7 protein-coding genes are annotated in these 6,719 nt (G+C 27.6%); 1 reads left to right on the top strand and 6 read right to left on the bottom strand.

The annotated features are described in order from the left end of the window. Nucleotides 1-238: 238 nt before the first annotated feature. The 6 genes from ACERKK_RS02240 to ACERKK_RS02215 form a co-directional block, all read right to left on the bottom strand. On the bottom strand, nucleotides 239-1,537 hold the full coding sequence (locus tag ACERKK_RS02240; RefSeq protein ID WP_373771447.1) for an aminotransferase class V-fold PLP-dependent enzyme: 1,299 nt from the start codon (nucleotides 1,535-1,537) through the stop codon (nucleotides 239-241). A gap of 215 nt (nucleotides 1,538-1,752) precedes the next feature. Then, the gene (gene purT, locus ACERKK_RS02235; RefSeq protein ID WP_373771446.1) at nucleotides 1,753-2,922 is read right to left on the bottom strand and encodes a formate-dependent phosphoribosylglycinamide formyltransferase; all 1,170 of its coding nucleotides are present in this window, start codon (nucleotides 2,920-2,922) and stop codon (nucleotides 1,753-1,755) included. Between the two features lie 11 nt (nucleotides 2,923-2,933). Then, entirely contained in the window at nucleotides 2,934-3,677 is a 744-nt protein-coding gene (locus tag ACERKK_RS02230; protein ID WP_373771445.1) for a glucosaminidase domain-containing protein, read from the bottom strand. Nucleotides 3,678-3,682: 5 nt separating this feature from the next. Further along, nucleotides 3,683-4,423, bottom strand: coding sequence for a diaminopimelate epimerase (dapF, locus tag ACERKK_RS02225; protein ID WP_373771444.1), 741 nt, complete (start codon nucleotides 4,421-4,423; stop codon nucleotides 3,683-3,685). Further along, nucleotides 4,420-5,010: a dephospho-CoA kinase gene (gene coaE, locus ACERKK_RS02220; RefSeq protein ID WP_373771443.1), complete on the bottom strand. Its 591-nt coding sequence runs from the start codon at nucleotides 5,008-5,010 to the stop codon at nucleotides 4,420-4,422. Before coaE ends, dapF begins: the two co-directional genes overlap by 4 nt. Before the next feature lie 52 nt (nucleotides 5,011-5,062). Further along, complete coding sequence (locus ACERKK_RS02215) at nucleotides 5,063-5,605, bottom strand: spermidine synthase (RefSeq protein WP_373771442.1); 543 nt, start codon at nucleotides 5,603-5,605, stop codon at nucleotides 5,063-5,065. Nucleotides 5,606-5,704: 99 nt separating this feature from the next. Between ACERKK_RS02215 and purM the strand changes: the two genes are divergently transcribed. Then, nucleotides 5,705-6,700: a phosphoribosylformylglycinamidine cyclo-ligase gene (purM, locus tag ACERKK_RS02210; RefSeq protein ID WP_373771441.1), complete on the top strand. Its 996-nt coding sequence runs from the start codon at nucleotides 5,705-5,707 to the stop codon at nucleotides 6,698-6,700. Nucleotides 6,701-6,719: the final 19 nt, after the last annotated feature.

Genomic DNA, 6,719 nt, shown 5'->3' with positions numbered 1-6,719 from the left:
TCTTTCAAATTCTTTTATTCTTATTTCTTTCTTTTTTATTTCATCTTTTTAACTAATTATTAACTCTTTATTTTGCCTATACAAGCTTTTTATTATTACATTATACTTTTACTTTAGGATTTAGTTTTCGCTCTTTATTTCGCTTTATGGAGTTTATACATAGGGGTTTCGATTTGTAGTTTTTTATGAGTGTTGCTTGTTTTTTATTAAAAAAAAGGCCAACATTTCTGTTGACCTTTTATATTGACTCTTTTATTACTTTTAGTAAATTATATATATCTTCTTCTTTTTGTGAGAAGTGAATTGATATACGAATCCATCCTGGTCTATTAGTGATATCTAATTCATCAATTCCTAGTAAATAATGACCATATGGCCCTGCACATGAACATCCTGCTCTTGTTTGAATATTTTTTTTAGTTGAAAGTTTTGAACATAAATCATAAGGATTGATATCCTTTATATTAAATGAAATTATTCCAATATTTTCTGATTCTTGATTTCCATAAATTTCACAATTGGCAATATTTTTAAGTTCTGTTAAAAATATATTTTTTAGTTTATCTTTTTGTTTTTTTATAAAATCAAAACCAATTTCATTTCTTAATTGATATGCTAAACTTGCACGAATTAGTTGTAAGATTCCTGGTGTTCCAGCATCTTCTCTTATTTCAATATTTTTTTGATATATTTGACTATCTTTATTTACATATTGAACTGTTCCTCCACCTGCAAAAGTAGGAGCTAAGTCTGTATTTATTAAAGATTTTCTTATTACAAGTAATCCACATGAACCAGGACCACCTAAAAGCTTATGAGGAGACATAAATAAAGCATCATACAAATGACAAGGGATATTAATATATGGAGAACTCGCTGCTGCATCAAAACATATTACTGCTTTATATTCTCTAAGAATTCTTGATATTTCTTCATATGGTGTAATAATACCTGTAACATTAGAAGCTGTACAAAATGATGCAAAAATTTCTCTGTGTTTATTTTCTTCTAAAACATTTTTTAGATGTACTAAATCAATAAGACCTTCATCATTTAAATTAATTCTTTCTATTTGACATAATGCTTCTCTAAATGAAACTTCATTTGAATGATGTTCATAAGGTCCAACTATTACTAATGGCAATTTTGATTTATCAATTTGAATATCATATCTTCTTTTTGTAGCTGGAGGAATATATAATCCCATTAATTCTTGAAAGTGTTTTATTGCAGCTGTTGTACCTGAACCATTTGGAAGAATCGCAAAATCATCACTTAGTTCTAAATTTTTAAATAAATTTTTTCTTGCTAACTCATAATAACTACTTGTCATATCAGCATTTGATGATTCTTTTGAATGTGTATTTGCATAAGTTTCTAATACATCATGTATTCTATTTTCTATTTGTCTAAATGCTAATCCTGAAGCTGTATAATCAAAATACTCTTTTTTATTTTTTCCAATAGTATTGTATCTTATAAAATTTAGTACATCAGTTTGTTCATTAAAAAAAGGTCGAAATATGTTTTTATTCATTATGCTACTCGTATAATTAGGTGTGGTTATTAATTTTATAATTTTAAGTTATTTTTAATAAGAAGAAGCTTGAAAACGCAGTTAAATTTCAATAATTCTAAATCATTGTTTTCATAAACTTATTACAATAATATGCTTTGTTATATTTATTGGTTTTGTTGGGGTTATAATTTTTTTATAGGAATAACCTATATCTTTTGATATAGGTTATGTGATTATTTATCAGTAAAATTTCCAATAATTTCTTTAGCTTTTTGTAATGCTCTATCACTTGAATCTTTATCAAAAGCAAGTGCTACTGCCATTCTTCTTCCTACATGACTTTGAGGTTTTCCAAATACTCTAATAATTGAATCTTTTGTAAATGATGAATCAAAGATATCAATTGTTGGATTAAAACTATCAGATCTAGCTTTATAAGCAGCACTTGCACCTGCACCATAATCAATATAATCTAAAGGTAATCCTAAAATTGCTCTTACATGTAAAGCAAATTCACTTTGTGATTGAGAAATCATAGTAACCATACCCGTATCATGTGGTCTTGGGCTTACTTCTGAGAAATAAACATCATCACCTTTTACAAATAATTCTACCCCAAAAATTCCTCTTCCGCCTAATCCATCAGTGATTTTTTTTGCAACTTCTTGAGATTTCTTTTTTGCAATTTCGCTCATATTCATTGGTTGCCATGAAAAGATAAAGTCTCCATCTTCTTGAATATGTCCAATTGGTTCACAAAATACTGTATCTTTACCATTTCGTGCTGTTAACATTGTAATTTCATAATCAAAAGTAATAAACTCTTCAACGATTAATTCACTAGCATCACCTCTTGCTTCTTTTGCTAATTCCCAAGAATTTTCTAAGTCATCTGCACTTTTTGCAATACTTTGACCATGACCTGATGAACTCATTACTGGTTTAATAACACATGGGAATCCAATTTTATTTGCTGCTTGTTTTAATGCATCAAAAGTTGTAACAAACTCATATTTACTTGTAGGAAGACCAAGTTCTACTGCTGCAAATTCTCTAATGTTTTTTCTATGCATAGTTTTATTAACCGCATCTGCATTTGGTATTACGTGGTAACCTTCTTTTTCAGCTGTAAATAAAGCCTCAATATTAATAGCTTCAACTTCTGGTAAAATATAAGTAGGATTTTCTCTTCTAATTACATCTAAAATCTCATTTTCATTTTTCATATTTATTGTATATGATTTATTAGCAACTAATTGTGCTGGTGCATTATTATATGAATCAACTGCAATTGTTTCAATACCTAATCTTTGAGCTTCAATTACAACTTCTTTTCCTAATTCACCACTTCCAAGAAGCATGATTTTAATAGAGTCTGATTTTAATGGAGCTGGAAATTTCATTTTTATAACCTTTATTTTTTAGTATTTAATTTTTGATAAAATCTTTTATCATAGTTACTTAATTTATTTTTAACAATCATATCTTCTAATATCATTAGATACTCTTCACCAATACCAGAATAATTAATCATAGTATTTGATAAAACTAAACCACTTGGATTTTTATTATTCTTACGCTCTTGTAATCTTGTATTTTGAAATAGTTTATAAGCTCTATTTCTATTAAGATTTAAAATATATGCAGATATAGAATCTTGTAATGTTTTGAAAATTCTAATAAAGTGATTTGCACCTTCATCTCTTTGTTTTGGAATCATTCCAATTTCTGGATTATATGTCCAATGACCAAAGATATTATTTGCTTCTTTTATAAATCTACTTTTCCCCCAACCACTTTCAACTGCTGCTTGTGCTAATGCCATCGAAGGTGGAACGATATCAATTTTTCTCATATATTCATTTAAATCATAGATTTTTTTTATTCTGTATCTTTTTTTTATTTCTAATAATTTTGCGAATTCTTTTGAATTCATATTTATATTTAAAATATTTGAACTTAGAATATTTTTTACAAATTTTCTTTCATTTAAGATCTTAAGATTTTCATTCTCTATTAATTTATATATATACTCAAAAAAGTATTTTTTTGATTCTTTTACTGTTTTTATCTCATAATATTCACTAGGCATACCTTTTGAAAAAGAGCTGATAGCAAATATTGAAGATAAAAGAAATATTAAAAAAAGTTTTTTCATATTGATTAATCTATATTTGTAGTAAAAGATTTTTTTACAGCACCTTTAAAATAAATTGAATCATTTATTTTAGATATTGTTAATTCTTCACCACTTTTTGGATATACAAAAGTTTTATTATCAACCAAATTTAAATCATTTGCTCTTAAAAAACAAGCTACCATTCCAGTTCCACAAGCTAATGTTTCACCTTCAACTCCTCTTTCATATGTTCGAACTTTTATGATTTTATCTTCAATTTTTGCAAAGTTTACATTTGCATTATGTTCATATCTCATTTTTGAACATAAGTCATGATCATATTTTTGTAAGTCATCAACAATTGTTACAAGATGTGGAACACCTGTATCTATTAAGTACCAAGTAAAACCGTCTTGTTCAAAAGGTTCTTTTATAATTATAGGTTTAGTCATTTGTGTTTGAACAATATTTCCTTCAACTTCTGACTCAATAAGACCAGCACCTGTTAAAAATTTCATTTTATTTAAGGCTAAACCATTTGAATATGCATAATGTGCTACTGCTCTTGTAGCATTTCCACACATTGCAGCATCACTTCCATCACTATTGTAAAATAGCCATTTAAAATCTGCATCATTACTTGGAACTAATGCAACAAGACCATCTGCTCCGATTCCTTCTGTTCTATTACATAATTTTTTTGCATCTTCGCTGTAATCTTTTTCTATAAAAGTATGAAAGATTACAAAGTCATTTCCACTTGCAGAGTATTTTGTATATGTCATATAATTTCTCCCATAATTCGTTCAACTTCATTTTGTAAATTTTTTAAATCTTTTGAGTTATCTATTACTAAATCAGCTAATTTCTTTTTCTCTTCAATATCCATTTGATTTGAAATTTTAAGAAGAGCTTCTTTTTCATCAATATTATCTCTTTTCATTAATCTTTGTACTTGAGTCTCTTTTGGAGTATAAATTACTAAAGATTTTGCTATTGGATAGTTCATTTTTTCAAAAAATAGTGGGATATCAACAAAATAAGGTTTATTTTGACTTTCAAAAATTCTTGATTGTTTAATTATCTCTTCTTTAATTAGAGGGTGAAGTAGGGCTTCAAGTTTAAGTTTATTTTCTTCATTTGAGAAAATTATTGTTCCTAATTTTTTTCTTAGAACTTTATTATCTTGTACATATTGCTCTCCAAACATAGTAGATATCTTGCTTGAATTTTCATCTAATAATTTATGAGCAATTTCATCTGCATCAATTGTTAGAAAGCCATGTAGTTTAAATAAGTTACAAACAGTACTTTTTCCTGTAGAAATTCCACCTGTTAAGGCGATTGCGTTTTTAAATAAATCATTAATCATGCAGGTATACTACAATAATAATGATTTATTTAAATTTAATGAAAAAAGTTAATTATCTTTTTGCAATTGTAGTTAAAGCTTTATGCTCAGCTGCTGGGAAAACAAAAGATGCATTATGAATTTCTGATGAGTAGTATTGTAAATCATCTAAGAAATCAGATCTTTGTAATACTAAATCAGCAGTTGGGTGGTATTTTTTTGATGCAATAATAGATGTGTTATGTCCAAATTTAAATGGCATAGCAATCCAGAATTTTGTTCCTGCTAATAATAAATCTGCTTTTAATCCAGCTTCATTTTTAGAAAAAGATTCACTTGCAAATGCAATTAATCCATCTTCATTTAAAATTCTATCTATGTTTGCTAAAAGTAATTCATCAAGTTTAACATCAGTTAAAATTATTACGTCGATATTTTTCTCATTTTTTGATGTTAGTAATGATTCATCACCAAATTCAACATTTGATGTATGTTTAGCAGCCTGTGTTTTTAATTCTTCACATGAACTTCCTATTACAAGTACATTTGAAGCTTCTTTATGTGTACATAATGGTATGTGTACCATCATTTCATTAAATGCGTTATTATCTTTCATTATATATAGTCCTTAATATTTATAAACATTTTGATATAATACCAAAAAATTTATAAATTAATCAGAGATTAGAAAATAGAATTAAAAAAAAGGTGAATAATGGCAACAGTTAGTTACAAAGATGCAGGCGTTGATATCGATGCAGGGAATCAGTTTGTAGAAAACATCAAACCACATGTTAAATCAACAATGATTCCAGGTGTATTAGGTGGAATTGGTTCTTTTGCAGGTGCATTTGAATTACCAGAAGGTTACAAAAAACCAGTTATATTATCAGGAACTGATGGTGTTGGTACTAAATTAAAGTTAGCAATTGATGCTCAAAAGTTTGATACAGTTGGAATTGATTTAGTTGCAATGTGTACAAATGATTTATTATGTAACTTTGGTGAGCCATTATTCTTCTTAGATTATTATGCAACTGCAAAATTAAATGTTGATGAAGCTACTGATGTTGTAAAAGGTATTGCAGAGGGTTGTATTAGATCTGAGTGTGCTTTAGTTGGTGGTGAAACTGCTGAAATGCCAGGTATGTATAAAGAGGGTGATTTTGATTTAGCTGGTTTTTGTGTTGGAATTGCAGAAAAAGATGAATTAAATAGAATTGAAAGAATTGCAGTAGGGGACACTTTAATTGCATTACCATCTTCTGGTGTTCATTCAAATGGGTTCTCACTAGTGAGAAAACTATTATTAGAAAAATTAGGAATGACTTTAGATGATGATTTCCAAGGTAAAAAATTATCTGATGTTTTATTAGAACCAACTAGAATTTATGTAAAAGAATTCAAAGCTAATAAAGAAAACATTAATGCTTTAGCTCATATCACTGGTGGTGGAATTACAGAAAACTTACCAAGAGTTTTACCTGATAATTTAAAAGCAGTTGTAAAAAGAGATTCTATTAGAGTATTACCAATCTTTGAATTTATGGGACAACATGTAGAATTAGAAGAAATGTACAGAACATTCAATATGGGTGTTGGTATGGTTCTTGTAGTTAATCCTGCAAATGTAGATGCTGTATTAGCAAACACTGATGGTTATATTATTGGTGAAATTGCAGAGGGTGAAAAAGGTGTAGAGTTTATCTAGACTCTATATTTTAAAAGAA

It is taken from the genome of Poseidonibacter sp. (assembly GCF_041821165.1).
GTDB lineage: Bacteria > Campylobacterota > Campylobacteria > Campylobacterales > Arcobacteraceae > Poseidonibacter.
The sequence above is the reverse complement of the archived record's forward strand: the minus strand, read 5'-3'. Positions and strand labels throughout refer to the sequence as shown.